We start from the raw sequence: 24,156 nt of genomic DNA, 5'->3' as shown, positions 1-24,156 counted from the left end.
AAGCTCCCGCCCCCACCGGCGCGGGTGGTACGACTGTGCAATGGGAATCGTGTCACCGGGTTTTCAGGGTCGGCCCCGAACGCAGGAGCCGGCCCTGCCACCCGGTCAGTACCTCACCGAGGACTTTCCGGTGCTCTCGGCGGGCCCGACGCCCCGGGTGTCCCTGGACACCTGGGAGTTCGTCATCTCCGCCGAGAACGGCAGCGAACACCGCTGGTCGTGGCAGGAGCTGATGGCTCTGCCGCAGGAGACGCCGCACGTGGACATCCACTGCGTCACCCGCTGGTCGAAGCTCGGCACCACCTGGCAGGGCGTCTCACTGGACACCCTGCTCGCCGACGTCGACACGGGAGCGCACTACGCGTTGGCGCACTCCTACGGCGGCTACACCACCAACCTGCCGCTGGACGACCTCCGCGGCGGGCGGGCCTGGGTGGCGCACACCTTCGAGGGCGCCCCGCTCGCCGCCGAGCACGGTGGCCCGGCCCGGCTGCTGGTGCCGCACCTGTACTTCTGGAAGTCCGCCAAGTGGGTGCGCGGCATCCGGCTCAAGACGATGGACGAGCCGGGGTTCTGGGAGACCGCCGGCTACCACGACTACGGCGACCCGTGGCGCGAACAGCGGTACCAGGGTGACTGAGCGCGCCGTGGCGACGAGCAGCCCGCCCCGCACCGCCAACCGCTGGCAGGTCGGTCGGCTGGTGGAGCGCCGGGTGGAGACACACACCGCGCAGACCCTGGTCCTGGAGGTGCCGGACTGGCCGGGTCACCTGCCCGGGCAGCACGTCGACCTGCGCCTGACCGCTTCGGACGGCTACCAGGCGGCCCGGTCGTACTCCATCGCCGGGCCGGTCGTGGACGGCCCCGGCGGCCCGCGCATCGAGGTGACCGTCCAGCGCGTGCACGACGGCGAAGTGTCCCCGTACCTCATCGACGTCTTCGGTGACGGCGACCCGGTGGAGGTCCGCGGACCGCTCGGTGGGTGGTTCATCTGGCGGCCGGAGGAGACCGCGCCGGTGCAGCTCGTCGCCGGCGGCTCGGGGATCGTGCCGCTGATGGCGATGATCCGGGCCCGCCGCGCCGCCGGCAACAAGGCGGCCTTCCGGCTGATCTACTCGGTGCGCACCCCCAGCGACGTGATCTACGCCGACGAGCTGCGCCGCCGGGTCCGCGACGACTTCGGCCTGGACGTCGCGTACGTCTACACCCGCGAGGCGCCCGAGGGTTGGCGCGGCGAGCCGCACCGCATCGGGCTGGCCGACGTCAACACGCACGGGTGGCCACCGGACCTGCAACCGCTGACCTACGTGTGCGGCCCGACCGCGTTCGTGGAGACCGTCGCCGACCTGCTGGTGGGGCTCGGGCACCCGTCGCGGCGGGTCAAGACCGAACGCTTCGGCCCCACCGGCTGACGCACGCCCTGTCGAGGAGGACCGATGACCGAGATGTCGTACGTGGACGGCAACATGCTCGACGGCCCCATGCACGAGCTGTTGACCGTGGACCTGAGCAGCGCCACGGGCCGCTGTGAGAACTGCGGGATGACCGGCTCGATGGCCAGCCTGCACGTCTACTCGCACGCCCCGGGCCTGGTGGCGCGCTGCCCGTCCTGCGAGGCGGTGATGATGCGCCTGGTCCGTGGGCCCGACCGGGCCTGGCTGGACATGCGCGGCACGACCTTCCTCCAGGTCCCCATGCCGATGCAGCAGCCGTTCTCCGGCCCGGTCTGACGCACCGGCCGTCGTGTTCCCGTCCGTCGAGGTTCCCGCACCACCGGACTTCGGGGACCGGTTGGACAACGGCTGCGCCGGTCGGCCAGAGTGATCGGCCGTGAGATACCTGCGTACCGGCGGTCCCGCCGCGATCCGCCGGCCCCGGCCCGCCGACGCCGACGAGTTCGTCGCCGCCGTGCGGCGCAGCCGGGACCTGCACCACCCGTGGTTGGCCGCGCCGGGCACCCCCGAGGAGTACGACCTCTACCTTCGCCGGATCCGCCGCCGCGACGGCGCCGGCTACCTGATCTGTGACCGGGCCAGTGGTGCGATCGCCGGTTACGTGAACATCAGCGGGATCGTGCTGGGCGCACTGCGCGGCGGCTACCTCGGGTACGCGGCGTTCCTGCCGTACAGCGGGACCGGTCACGCGTCGGCGGGCATCGCCCTGGCGATCGACCACGCGTTCACCACGGTCGGGCTGCACCGGCTGGAGGCGAACATCCAGCCGGGCAACGAGCCGTCCCGCCGGGTCGCCCGCAAACTCGGGTTCCGGTTGGAGGGCTTCTCGCCGGACTACCTGTTCATCGACGGCGCCTGGCGCGACCACGAACGCTGGGCGATCACCGCCTGACCCGCCCGCACGCCCGCGCCTGCCCGCCCCCGCCCGCGGCTGGGCCTGCCCGCGCCCGCCTGACGGCGGCTCGCCCGCGCTGCCCGCGGCCGGGCCCGCCCGCGCTGCCCAAGATCCGCACAACATCGGGGAAAGTGCTGCCTAATGCGCCGATGACACAGCAACATCCCGGATGTTGCGCGGATCTTGGGCGGCCCGCGCGGATCTTGGGCGGCCCGGGCGGATCTCGGGCGGCGTGTGCGGATCTTGGGCGGCCTGGGCGGGGATCTTGGAGGGCTGACACGGTCGGTCGGGGCGTCGGGGACGTTTGTCCGGGGCTGCGACGGGAAACGGCCCGCAATGACGAAACCTCGTGTGGTGATCGTGGGGGCCGGGTTCGCCGGTTACCACGCGGCGAAGACGTTGAGCCGGATCGCCCGGGACCGGGCCGAGATCGTGGTGCTGAACTCCACCGACTACTTCCTCTACCTCCCGTTGCTGCCCGAGGTGGCCGCCGGGGTGGTCGAGCCCAAGCGGATCGCGGTGCCGCTGACCGGGACGCTCAAGAACGTCCGGGTGGTGATCGGCGAGGCGGACCACGTCGACCTGCAGAATCGCTGGGTCGGCTTCACCCAGGCGGAGGGGGAGAAGAACCGGCTGGCGTACGACCGGTTGGTGCTCGCCGTGGGCAGTGTCAACAAGTTGCTGCCCATCCCGGGGGTGACCGAGTACGCGCACGGCTTCCGTGGTCTGCCCGAGGCCGTCTACCTGCACGACCACATCGTCCGCCAGATCGAGTTGGCCGAGCAGGCCGAGGATCCGGCCGAGCAGCAGGCACGGTCCACGTTCGTGGTGGTCGGGGCGGGTTACACCGGCACCGAGGTCGCCGCGCACGGGCAGTTGTTCACCGACGCGTTGCACGCCCAGCGGCCCCGGCTCACCGTCCGCCCACGGTGGATGCTGCTCGACGTCGCGCCCCGGGTGTTGCCGGAGCTGGACAAGCGGATGTCGGACACGTCGCACCGGGTGCTCGAACGGCGGGGTGTGGACGTCCGGATGGGCACGTCGGTCGCCGAGGCCACCTGCGACGGGGTGAAGCTCACCGACGGCGAGTACGTGCCGACCTGCACCCTGGTGTGGTGTGTGGGGGTGCGACCGGACCCGTTCGTCAACGAGCTGGGGTTGCGCACCGACCGGGGTCGGCTGGTGACCGACGAGTTCCTCAACGTCCCCGGCTACCCGGAGGTGTACGCCATCGGCGACGCCGCCGCCGTACCCGACGTGCTCAACCCGGGGAAGGTCTGCGGGATGACGGCGCAGCACGCGCAGCGGCAGGGCAAGCGCGCGGCGCACAACATCGCCGCGTCGTACGGCTTCGGCCGGCGCAAGCCGTACAAGCACCACGATCTGGGCTGGGTGGTCGACCTGGGGGGCAAGGACGCGGCGGCGAACCCGCTGCACGTCAACCTGGGCGGGCTGCCGGCGAAGGTGGTCACGCGGGCGTACCACCTGATGGCGATGCCCGGAAACCGGACGCGGGTGAGCGCCGACTGGGCCCTGGACGCCACGCTGACCCGGTCGGCCGTGCAACTGGGGTTGGTGCCGGCCAACGCGGTGCCGTTGGAGAGCACCTCACCGGAGGTCGCGACCCGGGCCCGCTGAGCGGCCGCCGCCCCGGTCAGCCCTGCGGGGCGGGACCGGCCGGCCGGCGTGCGGATGCGGGGCGGAGCCGGCGCGGCCCGTACTCCCGTAGCAGGGTCTGGACGATGCCGGCGGCGGGGATGGCCAGCAGCGCGCCGAGCAGGCCGGCCAGCTCCGCCGCGAGCAGCACACTGGCCAGCACGGTCAGCGGGTTGAGCCGGACCGCCCGGGACAGGATGAGCGGTTGCAGCAGGTGGTTCTCCACCTGCTGGTAGACGACGAAGAAGACCAGCACCACGATCCCCGCGGTGGGGGAGTGCAGGAACCCGGCCCCGGCCGCGATCACCGCGCCGAGCGTCGCGCCGACCAGCGGTATCAGGTCGGCCACCGCGACCAGCAGGGCGATCACGGCCGCGAACGGCACCCCGGTGAGGGCGAGCACCAGGTAGGTCAGCAGCCCGCAGATCGCGCTGATCAGCAGGTTGCCGGTGAGGTAACCGGTGACGGTCCGCGACACCTCCCGGCCGACGCGGCGCAGTCGCTCGCCCCGAGCGTCCCCGGCCACCGCGAGGACGCCCCGGGTGATCCGCGGGGCCTCCAACACCATGAGGTACGCCAGCACGATGACGGTGACCAGCCCGGCGACCGTCTCGACGACGCCGCGCAGCACCCCCACCGCGGGTTGGCGCAGCCGGGTTCCGAGGTCGCGCAGTTGGTCGGAGTGCTCGCTGACGTAGCGGCGCGCTCCGGTGCGCTCCAGCAGTTGCCCCAGCGGGCCCTGGCCGACGCGGGCCTCGTGCAACAACCCCGGTGCCCGGTCGGCGAACCGTCCCAGCTCGTCGAACAACGGCACCAGGATGAGGGCGGCCACGGTCGCCAGCAGCACGAACGCGGCGAGGAACACCAGCAGGGTGGCCAGCGACCGGCGTCGGACGAGCCGGTGTTGCAGCCGGTCGACCAGGGGGCCCAGCGCGACGGCGAAGAACGCGGCGACCACGGCCCAGGTGAGCACCCGGCGGGTCGCGTACACGAAGGCCAGCGCGAACGTGGTCGCCAGCACCAGACCGATCACGATCAGGGTCCGGCGGGCAATCGCCCGATCGTCGGCGTTGCTCATCCGACGCGCCTTCCCCGCGCGGGGCGTCGGAAACCCGGCGTCGCGGGCGCAACAGCCCTGGCTTGATCTTTAACCCCTCAGGGGTTAAAGATCAAGCTAGCGCTCGTCGGTGACCGGGCGGGCACCGGCCACGAACGTGTCGAGCGCCGCGGCGTGCAACAGCCCGCCGGGCACCGGGTCGCGGAGGGCGGCCACCGCCAGCCGGCCGACCGGCAGGCCGCCGGGGCGTGACGTCGCGGCCAGCACCAGGTTGCCGTACCGCCGGCCGCGCAGCATCCGCCGGTCGCCGACGACGCACACGTCGGCGAAGACCGCCCGCAGCGTCGCCACCTGCGCCCGGGTGCCGACCAGCGGCGGCAGGTCCGTGACGTTGACCAGGTACGTCCCGTCCGGGCGCAGGACACGGGCCACCTCGGCGGCGAACTCGACGGTGCGGACGTGCCGGGGCATCTGGGCGGCCCGGTAGATGTCGGCGATCACCAGGTCGTACCGACCGGCCGGGGTGGCGGTGAGTGCGTCCCGGGCGTCGGCGACCTCCACCCGTACCTCGGGCGGCAGTGGCGGCAACTCCCGGGCGACCAGCTCGACCACCGCCGGGTCCCGCTCGACGACCCGCTGCGGGGAGCCGGGCCGGGTGGCCGCCAGCCAGCGGGGCAGCGTCAACGCGCCGCCGCCCAGGTGCAGGACGTGCAACGGGGTGTCGGCCGGTGCGGCCACCCGCACCGCCGAGGCGATCCGCCGGACGTACTCGAAGTGCAGGTGCAGCGGATCCTCGACGTCCACGTACGACTGCTCGACACCGGCGGACAGCAGCGTCCGCCCGGTGCGGCGGACCGGATCGGCGACCAGCTCCAGCCGGTCGGCGGCGCGGTTCATGACCGGCACGCTAGCCGAGCCGGTGGTCCGGCCCGGCGGTGGTCCGGCACCGCCGACGGGCCGGCGGACCGGGGTGTGCCCCCGCCCGCCGACCCGCCCGGGTCACCGTGGCCGGTCAGCCGCCGGCCATCCCGGCCCCCACCTCGTCGATCGCGTCGTCGACCTGGTGGGCGAGGTCCACGTCGAGCGCGGTCACCCCGTCGGCCTGGCTGGTGCGTACGGTCACGACGGCGGCGGTGTCGCCGGGACGTCCGATGCTCGGGCCGCGGCCGGTGTCCTGGCGCAGCCGGTCGAGGCGGGCGAGCACCCGGTCCAGGTTGTCCGCCGGCAGTGCGACCACCCGATGCAGGCCCTGGCTGTCTCCGGCCCAGTACGGCAGGTCGTCCAGCGCCGCGTCGATCTCGTCGGCGTCCAGGGTGGGTGTGGTGGTGGACGCGCCGACCAGGCCGCCGCCGGCCTCCGGCGGGTTGAGCAGGTCGCGCAACCCGTCGGGTACGTGCAGCGACTCGACCAGGTCGCCGTCCTGCTCGGCGAGCGCGGCCATCGTCGCCTCGGCCTGGTACCGGGCCTGCTCCGGGGTGTTGCCGCTGATCCGGCCCACCTCGGCCAGGAAGCCGGGCAGCTCCTGGTGCCGCTCGATGCCGTCGACGGGCAGCACGTCGTGCAGCGACGACGGCACCGCCGCGAGCAGCCGCTGCCGCTCGGCGGTCTCCAGGGCGAAGGCGAGGACCAGCACCGTCGCCTCGGTGCCCACCTTGGCGGTCTTGAAGTCGACGCCGGCGCGACGTCGTACCTCGTCGACCAGGTCGTGGTAGCCCATGGTGCTCACGCCGGTCGCACCGCTCGGCGGGGACGGCTGCGGCCGCGGATTGTCGGCGCTGCCGAGCTGCGGCGGAGCCGGACCGCCACGCGTGCTGTCCGGTTTGTGCGGCCCGGCCGACGGCGGGCCGGCTCGCTTGCCCGACTCGAGGCTCGTGAGCTGCTTGGAGGCGCTCAGGCTGGCGCCGATCTCGCTGGGCTGGCGACTCTGTTCGCGGGCCTGCCGGGCCAGCGCCCGACGCCTCTGGTTGTCGCCTTCCATCTGCTTGCGCATCGTGGAACCCCTTCCGCTGGGGATCGTGGCTGCGCCGGTCGCCTTCCCGCCGTCGCCGAGAAGGAAACGGCGACGGCCGGCCGGGTCGGCCCGACAGTCGCCGACGCTTCATCCGGCGGGGGTGAGCTGTGCTCACCCGCAGGGCCCGCACGATCGATCCAGGACCGGAGTTCTTCCGAGGTACGCGGAAGGAAGGTCGTCATGAAGCAGATCGTCGAGATCGTCCCCGCCCGACCCGGCTGGTACGCCCGCTGGCAGGTCACGCCCGAGGCCACCAGGTGTTACCCGGTGAGCCTGTGGGCGCTGTTGGAGGAGGCCGACGGGACCGGTCGGGAGGTGGTCGGTATGGACTGCATCGGCCAGTGGCCCGGCGCGGACGACAACGAGGCGGGTGGGCAGTTCGTCCGCTACCTGTACCAGACGCCCGATTCGGGGGAGCCCGAGGACGTCGAACCGCCGCCGACCGGCGAACTGCGCGAGGACCGCCCCCGGCTCCAGCCGATGACGGCGCCTTAGACATTCCTCCGGCCCCCGACCCCAGGTCCCAGGGTCGGGGGCCACCCCGGCCCGCCGGGGTGGCCGTCGATCAGCCGGTGGCGCGCAGGTCGTCGTCGTGGTCGACGGTCAGCAACTCGGCCAGGCCGGTGCGGTCGAGCATCCGTTGCAACTGCGGGCTGACCCCGGTCAGCCGGATCACCCGGGCGCTGCGCTGCACCACCAGCAACGCGCTGAGCCCGGAGGAGTCGCAGATGCTGATGCCGGTCAGGTCGATCAACACCTCGTCGTCGCCGTGCAGGTCGGCCGCCGCGGCGGTCAACTCGGGTGCGGTGTCGTAGTCGAGTTCGCCGGTCAGCCGGAGCCGGACGTGCCCCGCATCGAGGCGGGTCGCCTCAATCGCCAACAGCTGGTCGGACATCCCGTCATTTTCCCGGCCGAGCGTGGAAACGCAAAGCGGGCGCGGTGCTGCGCCACCCGAATGCGCTGAGATGCCACCAGCCGCCGACCGGCGTAGGGTGACTGGAGAGTTCCGACACTGAGCGCCGGTTCCGGCGCGGGCACGGGTGGACGACAAGGAGTGAGGCTCAGCTGGTGACTGCTTCCGACGTCAGGGACGTAGACCCGGGCGACGGACGGCTCCCCACACCGAGTACCACACGGCCCCCGGCGTGGCCCGCCGACGTCCTGCCCCGGTCCGCTGCCGCGCTGCCGCCGCTCGCCCTCGACGGGGATGTGTCCGCCCCCGACTGGTCCGAGGTCGTCGAGCACGTCCGGGAGGGCCTGATCGTCTGCGACGCCGACGGCGTCGTGCGCCACGTCAGCCCGGTGGCCGAACGCCTGCTACCCGAGGTGACGCCCGGCGAGTTGCTCGACGCGGCCGGTGTGCCCGGGTTGGACGACGGCGACTTCACCCACCTCGGGCGTCGGCTCAGCGCCCGCCGGGTGCCCCTGTCCGCAGGCCGCTGCTGCTGGTACGTCGAGGACGTCACCGACCGCGTCAGCGGCACCGACGCGCTGCTCGCGGAGCGGGCCCGCTCGACGTTCCTGGCCGTGGTCGGCGACAAGCTGGGCAACCCCCTGCACCCCGACCGGGCGGCCGCCGCGGTGGTCCGCCTCGCCGTGCCGACAGTGGCCGAGGTGGCCGTGCTGGTGCTCGCCCCGCGTGGCGGTCGGGCCCGTTGGTGGCGGTCATCGCGTACCGACGACGAGTCCCCGACGGTGGACAGCGGGGTGCTGGCCGGCGGCGACCTGCCGAGCGCCATCGCCGACGGGCTCACCGGAGCCGAGCCGCACGCCGTCGACTGGCTGGTCGAGCAGGCTGTCGACGCCGGTTGGCTGCCCGCGCTCACCGGCACCGAGAGCACCGCCCGAGTCGTCCCGCTGCCCGGCCGGGACGCGCCGGTCGGTGTGCTGCTGGTGGCCCGCCGAGCGACCCGCGGGTACGACGAGGCCGACGTGGAGCTGATCCGCGCGTTCGCGGCCCGCGCCGGCGCGGCCCTGACCACCGCCCTGCTCTACCGCGACCAGGCGGAGGTCGCGGACACGCTCCAGGCCAGTCTGCTGCCGGTCGAGCCGGCCGAGGCGGCGGGCGTGCAGTGGGGCACCGCGTACCGGCCCGCGCAGGCGGGGCTACGCATCGGCGGCGACTTCTACGGCTCGCACCGGCTCGCCGACGGGGGCTCGGTGTTCTTCCTCGGCGACGTGTCGGGCAAGGGCGTCGAGGCGGCCGTCTTCACCGGCCAGTTGCGTCAGTGCCTACAGGCGTTGCACCGGTTGGAGTCGCACCCCGGGCGGTTGCTGCGGTTGCTCAACGATGCGCTGCTGGAGACCACCCAGGCGCACGGTCAGGGCCGCTTCGCCACGATCGTGCTCGGCGTGGCCCGCCCGCGACGCGACGGAGGTCTGACCCTCACCATGGCCGGCGGCGGGCACCTGCCACCGCTGGTGCTGCGGTCCTCCGGCGAGGTGGAGGCGGTGCCGCTGAGCGGCATGCTGATCGGGGTGGTGCCCGACCCCCGGGTCGGCGAGGTGAGCGTACGACTCGCGCCGGGGGAGACCTGCCTGCTCTACAGCGACGGGGTGACCGAGGCGCGTGGTGGCCGTCGTGGCGACGAGCAGTTCGGCACGGAACGGCTGGTCGCCGCCGTGACCGGCTGTCAACGGATGCCCGCACCGGCCCTGGCCGAGCGGGTGGAGCAGGTCACCTGCGACTGGTTGGCGCACGGCGACCACGACGACATCGCGGTGCTGGCGCTGCGGGCCACCGGGAACGACGGGCGCGGGTCACGGCACCTGCACTCGGTGCCCGAGCCGGCCGACGCCGCCCAGCCGGGGAAGTCCGACGCGTGACCACCGCCACGGCGGCCGCCGACCCGGCCGGGGCCTTCGCCGGCTATTTGGACTGTCTCGCCGACGCCGACGAGTACGGCGCGATCGACCTGGCGATCGGCCTGCTCGACGCGGGCGTACCGGCCGAGCGGGTGCTGCTGGACCTGGTCGCGCCCGCGCAGGCCGAGGTGGGCGAGCGGTGGGCGCGCAACGAGTGGAGCGTCGCCCAGGAGCACGCCGCCACCCACATCAGCGAACAGGTGGTGGCGGCGGTCGTCGCGCACGTCGACCCACGCCCGACGGGCGGACGGGTGGTGGTCGCCTGCATGGACGGCGAGTGGCACGCGCTGCCGCCCCGGCTGGTGGCCGAGGTGCTGCGGTTGCGCGGCTGGCAGGTGACGTTTTTGGGTGCCAGCGTGCCCGCCGCGCACCTCGTGTCGTACCTGCACCGTTACGACGCGCACGCGGTCGCCCTGGCGTGCGCGCTACCGATGCGGCTGCCGTACGCCCACCGGATGATCGAGGCGTGCCGCCGCTCGGACGTACCGGTGGTGGTGGGCGGGCGCGGGTTCGGCGCGGACGGCCGGTGGGCGCGGCGGCTCGGTGTGGCCTGGGCGCCGGACGCCCCCGCCGCGGCCGACCTCATCGCCGACGAGCGGGCGCTGCGCGCGGTGCCGCCGCCCCGGTTGACGCACCTGGCCGACGACGAGTACGCCAGCCTGGTGCGTCGTCGGGGTGAGCTGATCGACGGCGCGTTGGCCGACCTGCTGGAGCGGGTGCCGGCGGCACGCGCCTACAGCGCCACTCAGCTCGACTCGACGGTGAGCGACCTGGGTCATATCGTGGACTTCCTGGCCGCGGCGGTCTACGTCGACGACAGCTCGTTGTTCACCGAGTTCGTCGAGTGGCTGCTGGAGATCCTGGTGAGCCGTGGGGTGCCCGCCGAGGCCGTCGCCCTGCCCTTCGACTTCTACCGCGTCGCGTTGCGTGACTTCCCCCGAGCGGGGCGTGTGCTGGCCCTGGGACGCGCCGCGCTCCCCGTCGCCGACCGCTGACGAGGCCGCTCCAGGACCGCCGCGGTCGATCACCGCGCCCTCCGGCCGACCGGTCAGCTCTGCGTATACTTGCCGCACTGCAAACGTCCCACCACGGGGTGGAGCGAGGGGGAGCACGGTGACGTTCAGCGTCAGCCACGTCGAGCGCGACGGCGAGGGCGCCGGTTTGCGACTCGCGGGCGAGCTGGACCTGAGCACCGCCCCCCAGTTGACCGCCGCGATCGAGGAGTTGACCGCCGCGGGCGAGACCCGGCTGCTCCTCGACCTCACCGACCTCACGTTCTGCGACTCCACCGGCATGGCCGTGTTCGTCCGGGGGGACAACCAGGTCGCCGCCGACGGGGGGTGGCTCCGGCTCACCGGTGCCAGCGGGCGGGTCGAGCGGGTGTTGCGGGTCACCGGGCTCGCCGACGTGTTGCGCTACGAACCGGAAACGCGCGACCCCGCGTCGCAGACCGCCCCGTGATGGGCTAGATTTCCCCGCCGACGCGGTGACCGTCAGGTCCCGTACCCGCCGACCCGAAGCAGGTAGTGATGGGCGCAGACAGCCCCCAGCCGGTACGCATCCTGGTGGTCGACGACGACCCGGGCGACGTGCTCATGATCGAGGAGGCATTGGCGGACTCCGACGTCGACAAGGTCATCGACGTGGTCAGCGACGGCGAGGAGGCGATGGAGTTCCTCCGCGCCGAGGGTCGGCACCAGCAGGCCCGCCGACCGGACGTGATCCTGCTCGACCTCAACATGCCACGGATGGACGGTCGGCAGGTGCTCGGCGCGGTGAAGCAGGACGAGGATCTGCGTACCATCCCGATCGTCGTGTTGACCACCTCCAACGCCGACACCGACATCGTCGGCAGCTACACGTTGCAGGCCAACGCGTACGTCACCAAGCCGATCGACCTGGACGACTTCAACGACGTGGTGCGCCGCATCGACGAGTTCTTCGGCCGGGTGGTCGTGCTGCCCAAGCGCGTCTGACGCACGACCCCCGCGCACGCATGCTGAACATTTTTCCCGAACCCCCTCGGCCGTCGCGGTCTGGGCCGAGGATCCAGGTGGGGAAGTAACAGCAGCTGCCTGGGGGGCGACAGAATGAGGTTCTCCGTCGTTGAGACCGGTTACGACCAACGGCAGGTGGATTCCTGCCTGGACGAGCTGGGGATCCGGTTGTCCCGACTGGCGGCCCGGGCCGAGGGCGCGGCCGGGGTGGGCCGCGAGTGGGACGAGATCCGCGAGGAGGCGGCCTGGCTCAGCGGGCTGATCCGACGGCTCGACCTGGGCGGCGCCAACGGCGGACGGTACGCCGGTGACGCGACGCGACGCGAGGCCGCCGACCTCCTGGCCCGGGCCCGCGTCGAGTTGGACGCGGCCCGCGAGGAGGCGCGGCAGGTGCGGGAGCAGGCGTACGCCGAGGCGGTGGAGGCCCGCCGCGACTTCGAGGCGGCGCTGTACCTGCGCCGGCGGCGTGAGGCCCGGGTGGACGAGATCCTCGGCCGGCTGACTGTGGACCAGGTACCCGCCGACACCCCGACCGCGGCTGCCGGCGTACCGGGGAGCCGGGTGGGCGTCGGCGGGCTGGACGCGGGCGCGGAACCACCCTCCGGCCGCCGCTGACCGCGCGGTGCGGCGACGCCCGTGGTCGGTTCAGGCGGTGAGCGCCGACGCGACGATCGTCGCCCGTTCCTCGTGCTGGGCGTACGCGTCCGGGTAGGCGGAGATCTGCACGGACTGGGCGGCGTAGGTGACGCTCATGTCCTGCCAGCCCGGGACCTCGTTGAGGGCCGTGTAGAAGGCCCGCGCGGCGTACGACGGGCGCATCAGCTCGGCCACCGTGCCCCAGCCGCTGCTCGGCCGCTGCTGGAACAACCCGACCGAGTCGTGGTCGGAGCCGCTGCCCTGGTTCGGATAGTCGAACGACTCCGGCAGGACGTCGCTGGCCAGGTTGTAGAGGTTGCTCTCCTGCATGGCGGTGGCCAGTGCGACCACCAGGGCGCGGCGGGGCATCTTCATGTCCAGACCGACGTCAACGATGATCTTCGCGTTGTCCATCTGCGCCTGGTCGAGGCCGGCGACCGGCCGGGGCCGGCGTGGTTTGACCGGCTTCTTCGGCGCCTTACGGGCGACGGTCGGGCTGGGCGTCGGCTTCGCCGTCGGGCTGGGCAGGATCCGCGCGGGCGCGATGTCGCGGTCCAGCGACCGGGAGGCGCGCTCGTCCGCGATCGCCGCACGGTCCGCCATCGCCTCGGCGAGCGGCTCCACCGCGCGGGAGGTGTCGTCGCTGTCGCTCCGGGCGGTGGCCACCGCGACGAGGCTCAGGCAGCAGGTGACACCGGTGGCCAACGCCACCCGGACCGGGGTCGAGCCCAGCAGGGTGCGACGGGGTGGTTCGGGGGCGCGGTGACGGCCGATCGTCCGTTCGGTTGATGCGGCGTCGTCCGATTGGATGCTCGGGCGCGCGTCGGTCAGCTTCTGGTCGGAGGGGTCGTCGGGATGCACCTGACGAGGCTAAAGACCCAATTGCTCGATATCGCCAGCCGATACGGTGGCATGCGCCACAATTTGCCCCGATCATCGGGGCTCGATGGCCCACACCGTCAGCGAATCGGAGCAACCTCGCGGATCAGGCGAGACGGTTATTTCCGATTCGGGGCGTGATTGCGGTCGCTCGGCCCGCCGCTCGACCCGTCTACCTCGCCATCCGCGCGTGTCCCCCGAACAGTCCCGCCCGAATCCCCCGAACGGCCGACCCCGGGCGGCCCACCAGGCCGGTGTCTCCGGGCGGTCCGTCGGGCCGGTGTCTCCGGGCGGTCCGTCGGGCCGGGGTCTCGGGGCGGTCCGCCGGCCGGGCCCCCGGTGCCAGGCCGGCCGTCCCCTGTCCCCGGCCGTCGACATCCGGCTTTGATCGACTCGGGTTCCCGCAAGTGGGGGTGTCAGAGCCGCTCGGATACCCCGACTTCCCCGATGTCGTGTGGATCATGATGCGGTGGAGGTGCCGGCTGGTGGTCGCCGGGTCAGTGTCGGCCGTTCTCCGCCGGTGTGACGGTCAGCCGGTGGCGGCTGGCGTCGTTGCTGGAGAAGGGCCAGAGCCGGTCGGCGTACTCGACCAGGTCGGCCAGTTGCTCCCGGCTCAGACCCGCCGAGCTGATCTGCGCGCGCACGTCGGCCCGATACCGGCCGTCGTCGTCGCGTCCCAGCTTCGCCTCCGCCCGCACCTGGACGGTGTGCGCCTCGTCGGTGATCTCACCGGCCGCCTCCACCGCCGCGTGGTGCAGGCAGGAGGCGAAGGCCGCGGCCAGCAACTGCTCCGGCCTCAGCCCCGTGCAGTGCGCCGCCAGCGGCGAAGCCAACGCGGTGGAGAGCCCGCCGTCGTCGGTGCGTACGTGACCGCCCTCGGCGGTCGCTGTGGCCTCACGCAGCCAGGAACTCTGATCCGGCATCGCGTTTCTCCCGTCGCTCACCGGCGGGCTACCCAGTGGCGGCCGGGCGAAACGCCGGAGCGGCGGCCGGGCGAAACGCCGGAGCGGCGGCTCAGCGCCGTTGGTCGAACACCGCCACCGCCTCGGTGGCCTCCGTCGCGGCCCGTTCGGTCCACGCCGAGGGTGGGGCGGGTCGGCGGGTGGTCGGGATCGTCATCGGCACGTACACCCGGGCGTCCACGGCCTCGGCCAGCAGCAGTGCGGCCATCAGGCTGGTGGGGCGTTGCCCGGGCTCGTCGGCGAGGCAGGAGTGGCACAGGTCGGCCACCTCCGGCGGAAGCCCGTCGATGTCGGGCAGCCGCTCCGGCGGCTGCCGTCGGCGTACGCCGAGCAGTTCGCCGGCGGTGACCGCGTGGTACGGCAGGCGGGCGGTGAGGCTGTAGTAGAGCAGCACGCCGAGGGCGTACATGTCGGCGGCCGGGGTGGCGGGCTCCCCGTCCAGCTGCTCGGGGGCGAGGTACGCCGGGGTGCCGACCACGATCCCTTCCGGCAGCGGGTCCGGGGTGCCGGTGGGGACGGCGATGCCGAAGTCGAGGACCTTCACCCCGGCCGGGGTGAGCATGACGTTCGACGGTTTGACGTCGCGGTGGACGATGCCCTCGGCGTGTGCGGCGGCCAGCGCCGCGGCGACCTCGGCGCAGACCCGCACCGAGATCCGCCAGTCCAGCGGCCCGGCCCGCAGGTGCGCGGCGAGCGTCTCACCCTCGGCCAGCTCCATGACGATGTACGGCACCGGGCGGCCGGGCAGGGTGGAGGAGGTGCCGAAGTCGTGCACGCTCGCCACGTTCGGGTGCACGAGGCGGGCCGCCGAGCGGGCCTCCGTGCGGATCCGTTCCACCGGGCTGTCCCGGTCGTGTGGTCCGGGCAGGATGAGCTTCACCGCGACCGGCCGGTCCAGCACCTGGTCGTGTGCCCGCCACACCTCGGACATGCCGCCCACGCCGATGCGCCGCTCGAGCTGGTACCGCCCGTCCAGCGCGCGCATCGACCACTCCTCGTCCTCGTCCCGCCGGCGGCGGATCCTCCGGTCGCGGTACCCGACCGCCGAGCTGGGCAAACCGGCGGGTCGCGCTGAGCGAACCGGCGGGGCGGGCCGACGCGTGCACCTCGCTGCGGCGCGGCGGCCGGTGCGGTAGCTTGCGAGCCAGAGCCGGTGTCACCGAATGTGCCGGCACGGTCACCCGAGAGGCATCGCGATGAGCGAGGTCACCGTCCGCTTCGTCGGCGGGCCTGCGGACGGTCTGGTCCGGCTGCTGCCGGCCGGGTCGGACGGCGGCCCACCGCAGCGTTGGATCATGCGGCATCCGGACGGCACCGGTCCGGTGCAGCCCGGCCCGGACCACCTCTATGAACGCGACCGGCCGGACGGGACGGGCGGCTGGAGCATGCGCTTCGTGCGCACCGACGCGTTCGGGGTGTCCGAGTGACCAGCACGCGGGGCTGACCGGTGCGGGCGCCGGAGTTCCGTCGACCCGGCCGCACAGCCGGCACACAGGTTCCACAGGGGCGGGGCACAGACGTGGCGGCCACGATGGGCGGCATGGTCATGAACGGGCAGGCCGCACCGAGCCGGATCGAGCTACGCCGCCCCGACGGGGAACCCGTGCGGGTGCTGGTGGTCGACGACGAGCCCACGCTCACCGATCTGCTGTCGATGGCCCTGCGGTACGAGGGTTGGCAGGTCCGCAGCGCCGGTGACGGGATGGCGGCGTTGAGTGCCGCCCGGCAGTTCCAGCCGGACGCGGTGGTGCTCGACGTGATGTTGCCCGACCTGGACGGCTTCCAGGTGCTGCGTCGACTGCGTGAGTACGCGCCCACCGTGCCGGTGCTCTTCCTGACCGCCCGCGACGCGGTGGAGGAGCGCATCGCCGGGTTGACCGTCGGCGGGGACGACTACGTGACCAAGCCGTTCAGCCTGGAGGAGGTGATCGCCCGGTTGCGCGCCCTGTTGCGCCGCTCCGGGTTCGCGGTCGCCGCCCGCGAGGACGCCGTGCTGACCGTCGGCGACCTCAGCCTCGACGAGGACAGTCACGAGGTGCGTCGATCCGGCCAACTGGTCACGCTCACCGCCACCGAGTTCGAGCTGCTGCGCTACCTGATGCGCAATCCGCGTCGGGTGCTCAGCAAGGCGCAGATCCTCGACCGGGTGTGGAACTACGACTTCGGCGGCCAGGCCAACGTGGTGGAGCTGTACATCTCGTACCTGCGCAAGAAGATCGACGCCGGCCGGGCGCCGATGATCCACACGCTGCGCGGTGCGGGCTATGTCCTCAAACCCGCCGAGTGACCGCCGACCGCTGCGTGCCGCCCGACGGTGGCTGGCCGGCCGCTCCCTGCGTACCCGACTGGTGTTCGCCCTGCTCGCGCTGCTGGCGGTGGTCAGCGTCGCGATCGGTGGCCTGACCACCGTGGCGCTGCGGCACTTCCTGATCGACCGGCTCGACGCCCAGCTGGCACCCGCGACGACCATGCGGGGTGACCGTCCGGGGCGGCCGGTGTTCCCGGGCAACGGACCCGGCGTGCCACCCGGATCGCCGTCGGGCACGGTGGTCGCCGTGATCACCGACGGGCGGGTGGTCAGCGCGCGGACGCTGACCGACAGGCCGTCCAGTGGCGACCCGTTCCCCGACGAACAGGCCGTTCCGGTCGGTGAGGTCGCCGCGCTGGCGGCTCTGCCGGTCGACGTGGAACCACGCACCGTGGACCTCGGGGTGCGCGGTGACTACCGGGCCGTGGCCCGGCAGTACTGGGACGGCCGGGTACGCGTCGTCGCGATCCCGCTGTCCGGCGTGCAGGAGACCGTGTGGTGGATGGTGGCGGCGCAGGCCGCGGTGGCCGCCGCCGGGTTGCTGGTCGCCGGTGCGGCCGGTGCGCTGATCGTCCGGGCCACGCTGCGCCCGCTCAACCGGGTGGCCGCCACCGCCACCCGGGTCACCGAGCTGCCCCTCGATCGTGGGGAGGTGGCCCTCGCCGTCCGCGTGCCGGATGCTGACACCGACGCGCGCACCGAGGTCGGTCAGGTCGGCGCGGCGTTGAACCGGATGCTGGGCCACGTCGCCGACGCGCTCTCCGCCCGGCAGGCCAGCGAGACGCGGGTACGCCAGTTCGTCGCCGACGCCAGCCACGAGCTGCGGACTCCGCTGGCGGCGATCCGGGGCTACGCCGAGGTGGCCCGGCGCGGCCGGGACGAGGTTCCCCCGGACGTGGCGCACGCGTTGCGCCGGGTGGAGTCGGAGAGCACCCGGATGACGCGGCTCGTCGACGACCTGTTGCTGCTGGCCCGCCTCGACGCCGGTCGGCCGCTCGCTGTCGAACCGGTCGACCTGACCGCCCTGGTGGTGGACGCGGTCAGCGACGCGCACGTCGCCGGGCCCGACCACCGCTGGCAGCTCGACCTGCCCGAGGTGGTGCTTCGGGTGCCCGGCGACGCCGCCCGGCTGCACCAGGTGGTCGCGAACCTGCTGGCCAACGCGCGGGTGCACACCCCACCCGGCAGCACGGTGACCACCACGTTGGCCGTCGACGCGGGCTACGCCGTGCTCACCGTCGCCGACGACGGGCCCGGGGTACCGGCGGAGCTGCAACCGGAGATGTTCGAACGGTTCGCGCGCGGCGACGGCTCCCGGTCCCGGGCGCACGGCAGCACCGGTCTCGGCCTGGCGATCGTGGCGGCCGTGGTGGAGGCCCACCGGGGCACGGTCGGAGTGGACAGCCGGCCGGGTCGGACAGCGTTCACCGTCCGGTTGCCTCATCCCACAGCTGACGCATAGTCAGCACACGGCGTCCCGCCAGCCTGGCCGCCAAGGCTGACCGCATGGACAGAACAGAGACCCTGACGGCACCCGCCGAACCCGAGCCGCCGACGGCCACACGCCCCGACGAGCACTCGCCGCCGACGCGTCGCTCGCCGGCCTGGGCCCGGCCCGCGCTGGCCGGCCTGCTGCTCGCCACGGCTCTGCTCTACCTGTGGGGCCTGGGTGCCTCCGGTTGGGCGAACTCCTTCTACGCCGCGGCCGTGCAGGCCGGCTCGGTGAGTTGGAAGGCGTTCCTCTACGGCTCGTCGGACGCCGCCAACTCCATCACCGTCGACAAGACACCCGCGTCGCTGTGGCTGATGGCCCTGTCCGTACGGGTCTTCGGGCTGAACAGCTGGGCGATGCTCGTGCCGCAGGCGCTCTGCGGGGTCGCCTCGGTCGGCGTGTTGTACGCGACGGTGAGACGCTGGTACGGGCCGGCCGCCGGTCTGATCGCCGGCGCGGTCCTCGCGGTCACCCCGGTGGCGACGCTGATGTTCCGGTTCAACAACCCGGACGCGTTGCTGGTCCTGCTGCTGGTCGCCGGGGCGTACGCCACAGTGCGCGCGGTGGAGTCGGCGAGCACCAGGTGGATCGTGCTGGTCGGTGTGCTGGTCGGCTTCGGCTTTCTCACCAAGATGCTCCAGGCGTTCCTGGTGGTGCCGGTCTTCGCCGGTGTCTACCTGCTGGCCGCGCCGACCGGGCTGTGGCGGCGGGTCCGACAGCTGCTGTTGGCGGGCCTGGCGGTGGTGGTCTCGGCCGGCTGGTGGGTGGCGCTCGTCGAGCTGGTCCCGGCCGACGCCCGCCCGTACATCGGAGGGTCGCAGGGGAACAGCATCCTGGAGCTCACCCTCGGCTACAACGGCCTCGGCCGGATCACCGGTGACGAGGTGGGAAGCGTCGGTGGCGGAGGCGGGCGCCCGGGAGGCGGCGGTCCGTTCTCGGGCCAGACCGGCATCCTGCGCATGTTCGGTGGTGAGGTCGGCGGTCAGGTCTCCTGGCTGCTGCCGGCCGCCGCGATCCTGCTGGTCGCCGGGCTGCTGGTGGCCGGCCGGGCGGCGCGTACCGACCGGGCCCGGGCCGGGCTGCTGCTCTGGGGCGGCTGGCTGCTGGTCACCGGCCTGATCTTCAGCTTCATGTCCGGGATCTTCCACGCGTACTACACGGTGGCGCTCGCCCCGGCGATCGGTGCGTTGGTCGGCATCGGTGTCACGATGCTGTGGCACGAGCGGCGACCGGCTGTCGCCGCGGTCGCCGAGATCCCGGCGGGTGATCCGGTGCCGGCGTCCGCCGACGGTGTCGCTGGTTCGCGACGGCAGCGGTGGCGTCGACCGGCGGCCTCGGCGACGCTCGCCGGCACTCTCGCGGTCACCGTCTGGTGGGCGTGGTCGCTGCTCGGGCGTAGCCCCGACTGGTACCCGTGGTTGCGCGGCGTCGTGCTCGTCGCCGGTCTGGTCGGTGCGGCGCTGCTCCTGCTGATGACCCGGCTTCCCCGCCGGTCGGTGCCGGTGGTGCTGGGTCTGGGCCTCGCGACGGCCCTCGCGGGCCCGGTCGCGTACGCGGCGCAGACCGCGGCGACCCCGCACACCGGGTCGATCCCCAGCGCCGGTCCGTTCGTGGCCGGCGGCTTCGGGCGCGGCGGCTTCCCCGGTGGGCGACCACCGGGCGGGATGGAACTGCCGGGCGGCGGTCAGTTCCCGGGTGGTTTCCCGGGCGGGGGTCGATTCCCGGGCGGGGGTCAGAACGGTGGCGGTCAGTTCCCGGGCGGCACCCCCGGCGGGGGCCAATTCCCCGGCGGCGGTCGAGACGGCGGCGGTCCGAACGGCGGCGGTCAGGACGACGGCGGAACGAACGGCGGCGGTCAGAACGGCGGCCAGGGGCCGGGCTTCCCCGACGGTGGCCGCAACGGCGGGCCCGCCGGCGGCCAGGGACGCCCGGCCGGCGGGGGAATGGGCGGCCTGCTCGACGCCCGGGAGCCCAGCACCGCGCTGCGCGAGTTGCTGGAGCGCGACAGCGCCGACTACACCTGGGTGGCCGCCACCATCGGCTCCAACAACGCCTCCGGTTACCAGCTCGCCACCGGAGATCCGGTGATGCCGATCGGCGGATTCAACGGCAGCGACCCGTCGCCCACCCTCGCGCAGTTCCAGCGCTACGTGGCCGATGGAAAGATCCACTACTTCATCGGTGGTGGCGGCTTCCGGGCCAACGGCGGCAGCTCGGCCTCCCAGGAGATCGCCGCCTGGGTCGCGGAGGCGTTCACGGCGCAGACCGTCGACGGTGTCACCGTCTACGACCTGAGCACCGGCACGGAGGCGTCGTGACCGCGCTGAACGCACAGCGGGCCGCCGTCCAGGCCCGACCCACCGCCTCCGGCGCGGTGCTGGACGTGGTGATCCCGGTCTACAACGAGGAGGCCGACCTCGGCCCGTGCGTACGACGGCTGCACGCCCACCTGACCGAGCACTTCCCGTACCCGTTCCAGATCACCATCGCGGACAACGCGAGCGTCGACGACACACCGGCGATAGCTGACGGTCTCGCCGCCGAACTGCCCGGCGTCGACGTGCTGCACCTGGAGGCCAAGGGGCGGGGAAGGGCGCTGTCGGCGGCCTGGTCCGCGTCGTCCGCGCCGGTGCTGGCGTACATGGACGTGGACCTCTCCACCGACCTGGCGGCGCTGTTGCCGCTCGTAGCGCCGCTCATCTCCGGCCACTCCGACCTGGCGATCGGCACCCGCCTGGCGCGTACCTCCCGGGTGGTACGCGGTGCCAAGCGGGAGGTCATCTCCCGGGCCTACAACCTGTTGCTGCGCGGTGCGCTGGCGGCGCGGTTCTCCGACGCGCAGTGCGGGTTCAAGGCGATCCGCGCCGACGTGGCCGGTGAGCTGCTGCCGTTGGTGCGCGACACCGGCTGGTTCTTCGACACCGAGTTGCTGGTCCTCGCGCAGCGGGCCGGTCTGCGCATCCACGAGGTGCCGGTGGACTGGGTCGACGACCCGGACAGCCGCGTCGACATCGTCGCCACCGCCCTGGCCGACCTGCGCGGGGTGGGCCGACTGGGTCGGGCGTTGCTGACCGGCGCGCTGCCGTTGACCGCCCTGCGTGCCCAGTGGGGCCGGGGGCCGCTCGCCGTGCCGCCCGGCCGTGCGCCGCTGGCCGTGCCGCCTGGCCGGGGGCCGCTCGCCGTGCCGCCCGGCCGTGCGCCGCTGACCGGTCCGGCGACTCAGGTGCCCGTCGGGTTGCCCCGTCAGTTGGTCCGGTTCGCGGCGGTCGGGGTGGCCAGCACCCTCGCGTACCTGGTGCTGTTCGTGGCGACCCGGGGTGCCCTCGGCGCGCAACCGGCCAACCTGCTGGCGCTGCTGGTGACCGCTGTGGCGAACACGGCCGCGAACCGTCGGCTGACGTTCGGCATCACCGGGCGTCGGCACGCGGGGCGGCATCACGTGCAGGGTCTGCTGGCCTTCGCGCTCGGTCTGGCGTTGACCAGTGGCTCGTTGGCCGTCCTGCACGCGGTCCACGCCGTACCGGCCCGGCCGGTGGAGCTGGCCGTGCTGGTGGCCGCGAACCTGGCCGCCACCGTCTCGCGATTCGTGCTGCTGCGCCTCGGCATGCACCACCGGGCCCGCCCGACGCGTCGGTGACACCAGGGTCACGGCCAGGGTGTAGCCCTGGGGCGAAGGCACGGCCCGGCGCGCGACCGTGAACACCAGGCAGGGCTGATCTGCACATTGCGAGGAGCGCACGATGACAACAGCACAACGTCCCATCGGCTCGGGCTTCGACGCGAGTTCCACGACGAAGGATGTCCTTGGATCGACCGACCTGACCGGCAAGATCGCGATTGTGACCGGTGCCAACTCTGGGCTGGGGCTGCAGACGGCACTGGCACTGGGTTCAGCGGGCGCTCACATCGTGGTCCTCGACCGCGACACCACCAACGCCCGCAGCGCCTTGGCCGGGATCTCCGCGGAGTACGCGACCATGGATCTCAGCGACCCGGCGTCGGTCGACGCCGTGGCCGGGGAGTTCGTCGCCTCTGGCCGGCCGGTGCACATCCTGGTGGAGTCCGCTGGGATCATGGCCGCGCCGTTGGGCCGGGACTCGCGCGGCAACGAACTCCAGCTGTCGATCAACTATCTCGGTCACTTCCAGCTCGCGGCCCGGCTCTGGCCGGCGCTGCGGGCCGGTAGCGCGCGGGTCGTCACCCTCACCTCGCTCGGGCACCGTCACTCGCCCGTTGTGTTCGACGACCCGAACTTCGAGCACCGGGAGTACGACCCATGGGCCGGCTACGGACAGTCCAAGACCGCGATGTCGCTGTTCGCGGTGGAACTCGACCGACGAGGCCAGGAGTACGGGGTGCGCGCGTTCGCCGCCCACCCGGGCAGCATCGTCGCGACAGGGCTGAAGCAGTATCTGACGACTGAGCAACTCGTCGCGGCCGGCATGGTGGACCCCGACGGAGATCCGATCCTCGACCCGAGCAAGCAGCTGAAGACCCCCGAACAGGGTGCGGCGACGCCGGTGTGGTGCGCGACGAGCCCGCAGCTTGCCGGTCTGGGTGGTGTCTACTGCGAGGACTGCGACGTCGCCGACATCGTGCAACCAGTCGGTTCCGACACGACGGAACTCGGTGACTTCAATGATCTCGACGGCGTCCTGCCGTACGCGGTCGACCCCCTGCAGGCCGAGCGTCTGTGGGAACTCAGCGAGAAGCTGACGAGGGTCCGCTTCCTCTAGAAACGAGCATCTCGGTGAGGACCTCGACGACGCGGCGGGTGTGCCGCCCGTCGGGGTCCTCGTCGGTGTTCAGGTCGGTCACGCTCATCCCGAGCAGCCGGTCGGTGCGGGCCAACGGCGTGACCAGCGCGATCAGGTCGGCCCAGCGCGGCCCGTCCGGCTCGGGGTAGGTCACCGCGGGCAGGTCGCGCGGGTCCACCACGTCCAGGTCGAGGTGCAGCCAGGCCGGTCCGTCGCCGTCGGCGGCCAGGCCCGCGCCGACCGTCGCCGCGCCCCGGCGCAGCAGCTCGGGTGCGGTGACCGGGTGGATCGCCGGGTCGATCCGGGCCGCCTCGACCCGGCTGCTCTCGTCGGTGGCCGGGCGGTGCCCGAGCAGGTGGACGCGGCCCGGTTCGATCAGCGTGCCGTCGGGGCCGACGGCGGCGGTGGGTCCGTTCCCGGTGACCACCGAGAGGTCCATGTCGGCGGCCTCACCGGTCGGCGAGGTGGCGCCGTCGAGGAAGTCCGGGTGGGCGTCGACGAACCACAGATCGGTCGCCGGGGGCAGGGCCCGGCAGATGCCGGGCAGGATCGCGCAGTCGCCGCCGAGCACCAGCGGTCGGTGGCCGTCCGCGATCAGCGCACCGATCCGCGCGGCGATGGCGCCGCCGGCCCGGACCAGGCCAGCCGCGCCGATCACCCCGCTGGCCGGGTCGCGGGCCGGGTCGCGCAACCGCGCCTCGTCGATCCGCCCGCCGTCGTCGGCGGCCAGGGCCTCGCGCAGGCCGGCCCGGCGCAGCGCGGCCGGGGCCCGCTCCTCACCGCGCCCTGCGCCGGAGGAGTCCAGCGGCGCGTCCACGATCATCCAGCGCACGTCAGCAGCGTACCGGCGCGGCGGGCCGTCCCGGCCGCATTCTGTGGCGAGGCTGGGAGTCCGCCAATGTGCCCGCGACACGGATGGCGATCAGCGTACGGTGAGGGACAAGTCCGGCTTTCTGGGTCAAAAGTCTCACCGCTGCATGCTCGGGACGCCGGTGTCGAGACGGCGAGGGCAAGGAGCGATCGGTGGAACATCTGGCCTACCTGGACGCGGGATCCGGCAGCCTGATCGTGCAGGCGGTCGTCGGCGGGGTGGCCGGCGCCGCGGTCGCCGCGAAACTCTACTGGCGACGCCTGGTCGACCGGTTCCGCCGGCAACCCACCGACCAGCGGTAAGCGGGCCGACCCCG

26 protein-coding genes are annotated in these 24,156 nt (G+C 73.1%); 18 read left to right on the top strand and 8 right to left on the bottom strand.

What is annotated here, in order from left to right; all coding sequences use genetic code 11:
• Window positions 1–40: 40 nt before the first annotated feature.
• From O7617_RS30585 to O7617_RS30565, 5 genes are all read left to right on the top strand, one after another.
• The gene (locus tag O7617_RS30585) at window positions 41–640 is read left to right on the top strand and encodes a sulfite oxidase-like oxidoreductase (protein ID WP_282259884.1); all 600 of its coding nucleotides are present in this window, start codon (window positions 41–43) and stop codon (window positions 638–640) included.
• 7 nt (window positions 641–647) lie between these two features.
• Window positions 648–1,412, top strand: coding sequence for a ferredoxin reductase (locus O7617_RS30580; RefSeq protein ID WP_282264917.1), 765 nt, complete (start codon window positions 648–650; stop codon window positions 1,410–1,412).
• Between the two features lie 24 nt (window positions 1,413–1,436).
• Window positions 1,437–1,730 (top strand): DUF6510 family protein, encoded by a 294-nt coding sequence (locus tag O7617_RS30575; RefSeq protein WP_282259883.1) that lies wholly within the window; start codon window positions 1,437–1,439, stop codon window positions 1,728–1,730.
• 100 nt (window positions 1,731–1,830) lie between these two features.
• Window positions 1,831–2,346: a GNAT family protein gene (locus O7617_RS30570; protein WP_282259882.1), complete on the top strand. Its 516-nt coding sequence runs from the start codon at window positions 1,831–1,833 to the stop codon at window positions 2,344–2,346.
• Window positions 2,347–2,685: 339 nt separating this feature from the next.
• Window positions 2,686–3,987, top strand: coding sequence for an NAD(P)/FAD-dependent oxidoreductase (locus tag O7617_RS30565; protein WP_282259881.1), 1,302 nt, complete (start codon window positions 2,686–2,688; stop codon window positions 3,985–3,987).
• Between the two features lie 16 nt (window positions 3,988–4,003).
• Here O7617_RS30565 and O7617_RS30560 read toward each other — a convergent pair whose 3' ends face one another.
• The 3 genes from O7617_RS30560 to O7617_RS30550 form a co-directional block, all read right to left on the bottom strand.
• Complete coding sequence (locus O7617_RS30560; protein ID WP_282259880.1) at window positions 4,004–5,083, bottom strand: AI-2E family transporter; 1,080 nt, start codon at window positions 5,081–5,083, stop codon at window positions 4,004–4,006.
• A gap of 96 nt (window positions 5,084–5,179) precedes the next feature.
• Window positions 5,180–5,959 (bottom strand): fused MFS/spermidine synthase, encoded by a 780-nt coding sequence (locus O7617_RS30555; protein ID WP_282259879.1) that lies wholly within the window; start codon window positions 5,957–5,959, stop codon window positions 5,180–5,182.
• A 115-nt stretch (window positions 5,960–6,074) separates the two neighbouring features.
• Complete coding sequence (locus O7617_RS30550) at window positions 6,075–7,052, bottom strand: DUF2267 domain-containing protein (protein WP_282259878.1); 978 nt, start codon at window positions 7,050–7,052, stop codon at window positions 6,075–6,077.
• Window positions 7,053–7,253: 201 nt separating this feature from the next.
• On the opposite strand from O7617_RS30550, the gene O7617_RS30545 reads away from it, so the two are divergent.
• Complete coding sequence (locus tag O7617_RS30545; RefSeq protein ID WP_282259877.1) at window positions 7,254–7,568, top strand: hypothetical protein; 315 nt, start codon at window positions 7,254–7,256, stop codon at window positions 7,566–7,568.
• A 70-nt stretch (window positions 7,569–7,638) separates the two neighbouring features.
• Here O7617_RS30545 and O7617_RS30540 read toward each other — a convergent pair whose 3' ends face one another.
• Window positions 7,639–7,968, bottom strand: a complete 330-nt coding sequence (locus O7617_RS30540) for an STAS domain-containing protein (RefSeq protein ID WP_282259876.1) — start codon at window positions 7,966–7,968, stop codon at window positions 7,639–7,641.
• Window positions 7,969–8,141: 173 nt separating this feature from the next.
• Here O7617_RS30540 and O7617_RS30535 point away from each other — a divergent pair, with 173 nt between their 5' ends.
• The 5 genes from O7617_RS30535 to O7617_RS30515 all read left to right on the top strand — a co-directional run bounded on the left by O7617_RS30535 (window position 8,142) and on the right by O7617_RS30515 (window position 12,550).
• Window positions 8,142–9,899, top strand: coding sequence for a PP2C family protein-serine/threonine phosphatase (locus tag O7617_RS30535; RefSeq protein ID WP_282259874.1), 1,758 nt, complete (start codon window positions 8,142–8,144; stop codon window positions 9,897–9,899).
• Window positions 9,896–10,933, top strand: a complete 1,038-nt coding sequence (locus O7617_RS30530; protein ID WP_282259872.1) for a cobalamin-dependent protein — start codon at window positions 9,896–9,898, stop codon at window positions 10,931–10,933. Before O7617_RS30535 ends, O7617_RS30530 begins: the two co-directional genes overlap by 4 nt.
• 118 nt (window positions 10,934–11,051) lie before the next feature.
• Window positions 11,052–11,399 carry an STAS domain-containing protein gene (locus O7617_RS30525; protein ID WP_282259870.1) on the top strand — a complete coding sequence of 116 codons (348 nt, stop codon included), beginning with the start codon at window positions 11,052–11,054 and terminating at the stop codon, window positions 11,397–11,399.
• A gap of 68 nt (window positions 11,400–11,467) precedes the next feature.
• Window positions 11,468–11,914 (top strand): response regulator, encoded by a 447-nt coding sequence (locus tag O7617_RS30520; RefSeq protein ID WP_145782537.1) that lies wholly within the window; start codon window positions 11,468–11,470, stop codon window positions 11,912–11,914.
• Between the two features lie 114 nt (window positions 11,915–12,028).
• On the top strand, window positions 12,029–12,550 hold the full coding sequence (locus O7617_RS30515) for an ATPase (RefSeq protein WP_282259868.1): 522 nt from the start codon (window positions 12,029–12,031) through the stop codon (window positions 12,548–12,550).
• Between the two features lie 30 nt (window positions 12,551–12,580).
• Here the strand turns inward: O7617_RS30515 and O7617_RS30510 are convergent, their stop codons facing one another.
• From O7617_RS30510 to O7617_RS30500, 3 genes are all read right to left on the bottom strand, one after another.
• A complete protein-coding gene (locus O7617_RS30510) occupies window positions 12,581–13,432 on the bottom strand; it encodes a hypothetical protein (protein ID WP_282259867.1) in 852 nt (283 codons plus the stop codon).
• A gap of 515 nt (window positions 13,433–13,947) precedes the next feature.
• Window positions 13,948–14,373, bottom strand: a complete 426-nt coding sequence (locus O7617_RS30505; protein ID WP_282259865.1) for an OsmC family protein — start codon at window positions 14,371–14,373, stop codon at window positions 13,948–13,950.
• A gap of 91 nt (window positions 14,374–14,464) precedes the next feature.
• Window positions 14,465–15,397 (bottom strand): serine/threonine-protein kinase, encoded by a 933-nt coding sequence (locus O7617_RS30500; protein ID WP_282259864.1) that lies wholly within the window; start codon window positions 15,395–15,397, stop codon window positions 14,465–14,467.
• A 211-nt stretch (window positions 15,398–15,608) separates the two neighbouring features.
• Here O7617_RS30500 and O7617_RS30495 point away from each other — a divergent pair, with 211 nt between their 5' ends.
• The 6 genes from O7617_RS30495 (at window position 15,609) to O7617_RS30470 (ending at window position 22,948) form a co-directional block, all read left to right on the top strand.
• On the top strand, window positions 15,609–15,839 hold the full coding sequence (locus tag O7617_RS30495) for a hypothetical protein (protein ID WP_282259863.1): 231 nt from the start codon (window positions 15,609–15,611) through the stop codon (window positions 15,837–15,839).
• A 113-nt stretch (window positions 15,840–15,952) separates the two neighbouring features.
• Complete coding sequence (locus tag O7617_RS30490; RefSeq protein WP_282259862.1) at window positions 15,953–16,699, top strand: response regulator transcription factor; 747 nt, start codon at window positions 15,953–15,955, stop codon at window positions 16,697–16,699.
• Complete coding sequence (locus O7617_RS30485; protein WP_282259861.1) at window positions 16,677–18,182, top strand: HAMP domain-containing sensor histidine kinase; 1,506 nt, start codon at window positions 16,677–16,679, stop codon at window positions 18,180–18,182. Before O7617_RS30490 ends, O7617_RS30485 begins: the two co-directional genes overlap by 23 nt.
• 44 nt (window positions 18,183–18,226) lie before the next feature.
• A complete protein-coding gene (locus O7617_RS30480) occupies window positions 18,227–20,530 on the top strand; it encodes a glycosyltransferase family 39 protein (protein WP_282259860.1) in 2,304 nt (767 codons plus the stop codon).
• Window positions 20,527–21,849, top strand: coding sequence for a glycosyltransferase (locus O7617_RS30475; protein WP_282259859.1), 1,323 nt, complete (start codon window positions 20,527–20,529; stop codon window positions 21,847–21,849). The genes O7617_RS30480 and O7617_RS30475 overlap by 4 nt, the downstream gene beginning before the upstream one ends.
• Before the next feature lie 103 nt (window positions 21,850–21,952).
• Window positions 21,953–22,948, top strand: a complete 996-nt coding sequence (locus O7617_RS30470; protein ID WP_282259858.1) for an SDR family NAD(P)-dependent oxidoreductase — start codon at window positions 21,953–21,955, stop codon at window positions 22,946–22,948.
• Here O7617_RS30470 and O7617_RS30465 read toward each other — a convergent pair.
• Window positions 22,914–23,792, bottom strand: a complete 879-nt coding sequence (locus O7617_RS30465; RefSeq protein WP_282264916.1) for an arginase family protein — start codon at window positions 23,790–23,792, stop codon at window positions 22,914–22,916. The two genes, O7617_RS30470 and O7617_RS30465, sit on opposite strands and share 35 nt — an antisense overlap.
• Before the next feature lie 200 nt (window positions 23,793–23,992).
• Between O7617_RS30465 and O7617_RS30460 the strand changes: the two genes are divergently transcribed.
• On the top strand, window positions 23,993–24,142 hold the full coding sequence (locus O7617_RS30460) for a hypothetical protein (RefSeq protein WP_165947858.1): 150 nt from the start codon (window positions 23,993–23,995) through the stop codon (window positions 24,140–24,142).
• Window positions 24,143–24,156 lie beyond the last annotated feature (14 nt).

Origin of the sequence: Micromonospora sp. WMMD1155 (genome assembly GCF_029581275.1) — a bacterium.
Classification (GTDB): Bacteria; Actinomycetota; Actinomycetes; order Mycobacteriales; family Micromonosporaceae; genus Micromonospora.
The sequence above is the reverse complement of the archived record's forward strand: the minus strand, read 5'-3'. Positions and strand labels throughout refer to the sequence as shown.